The organism is Oleiphilus sp. HI0128, from assembly GCF_001635365.1.
On the sequence record NZ_LWGG01000070.1, the window covers coordinates 1 to 1,263 of the forward strand.

Annotated in this window: 2 protein-coding genes; both read right to left on the minus strand. The window is 42.0% G+C overall.

The features are described 5' to 3' along the window. A partial coding sequence (locus A3763_RS00940) for a shikimate kinase (RefSeq protein ID WP_156494790.1) occupies window positions 1–153 on the minus strand: 153 nt, incomplete at its 3' end. Window positions 154–268: 115 nt separating this feature from the next. Further along, the coding region (locus A3763_RS00945; RefSeq protein ID WP_156494791.1) for a type IV pilus secretin PilQ at window positions 269–1,263 on the minus strand (995 nt) is incomplete at its 5' end.

Sequence of the window (1,263 nt, forward strand, 5' to 3'; positions counted from 1 at the left end):
AATCCACGGAATGTTTGCCCCGGTTCGCCGCTCTATCTCTTTATCGGAATCATAAAAGTCAAAGTTCAGCTCTTTGGCTAAAATTTTTCCTATGGTTGTTTTTCCTGCCCCCATTGGGCCCACAAAAACAATCAACGGTTTAGCTATACTCATATTTCGATCTTATGCCGGCCAATCAATATGTCAGTAAAGATTAACCTGTTTATTTTAAAAAGAAAAAAGGCCGCAATCTGCAGCCTTTTACCTAAGCTCAATAAGACATATTGTCCTATATTTGCTGGTCAATCACACCATTTTTTAATAGCTTAGGCGTGATAAAGATAAGTAATTCAGCACGCTCATCTATCTCTTCAGTCTTGGTAAATAAAGCACCTAAGTATGGGATGTCACCTAAGAAAGGCGTTTTAGTAACAGTTGTAGATCGTTCAGACTGAAAAATACCACCCAAGACAACCGTTTCACCATTACCAACAAGTACTTGAGTTAGTACCTCATTTGTTTCAATACTTGGAATACCTGCGGTCACTTCGCCACGGTTATCCTGATTGATCTTAAGATCCATAATGACCTGATCGTCTGGCGTAATTTGAGGCGTCACTTCTAAAGATAGCACGGCCTCTTTAAAGGAAACTGAGGTTGCACCAGAAGACGAAGCTTCCTGNTAAGGAATTTCCTCACCCGATTTAATTGTCGCGGTTTGACGATCAGCCGTTACAATTTTCGGCTGGGCAACGATCTCACCCTTTCCATCAGATTCGAAAGCAGATAATTCCATATCAATTAGATAGTTATCACCACCAAAACCAATCGCTAAGGAAGAGCTGTTCGATCTGGTTACACCTAAATCAACAGCCAAAGCACCTGGAAATGAAATACTGTTACTATTTCCGTTCGCTATATCTGTCAGTTCACTAAGCGTCCCAGACGATCCACCTATACGGAACAAGTTATCTCCGCTACGATCTAAACCGCCACCGCCCCACTGAATACCCATTTCTTCAGCTATATTCGAACGAGCTCTTACAATTCTAGCCTCAATCAATACCTGACGAACCGGAATATCCCAGGTAGATATCAATTTACGAATCTGCTCCTGCTTCTCTGATGTCTCTCTCACACTTATAGTATTCGTTCGTTCATCAGATGAAATAAAGCCTCGCTCTGAAATCAGCTCACTGTCCTGGCGCAATAGCTCCACAATATCTGCCGCTTTTGCATAGTTAATCTGAACGATCTCCAAACGTACCGGCGCTAATGCTGCAA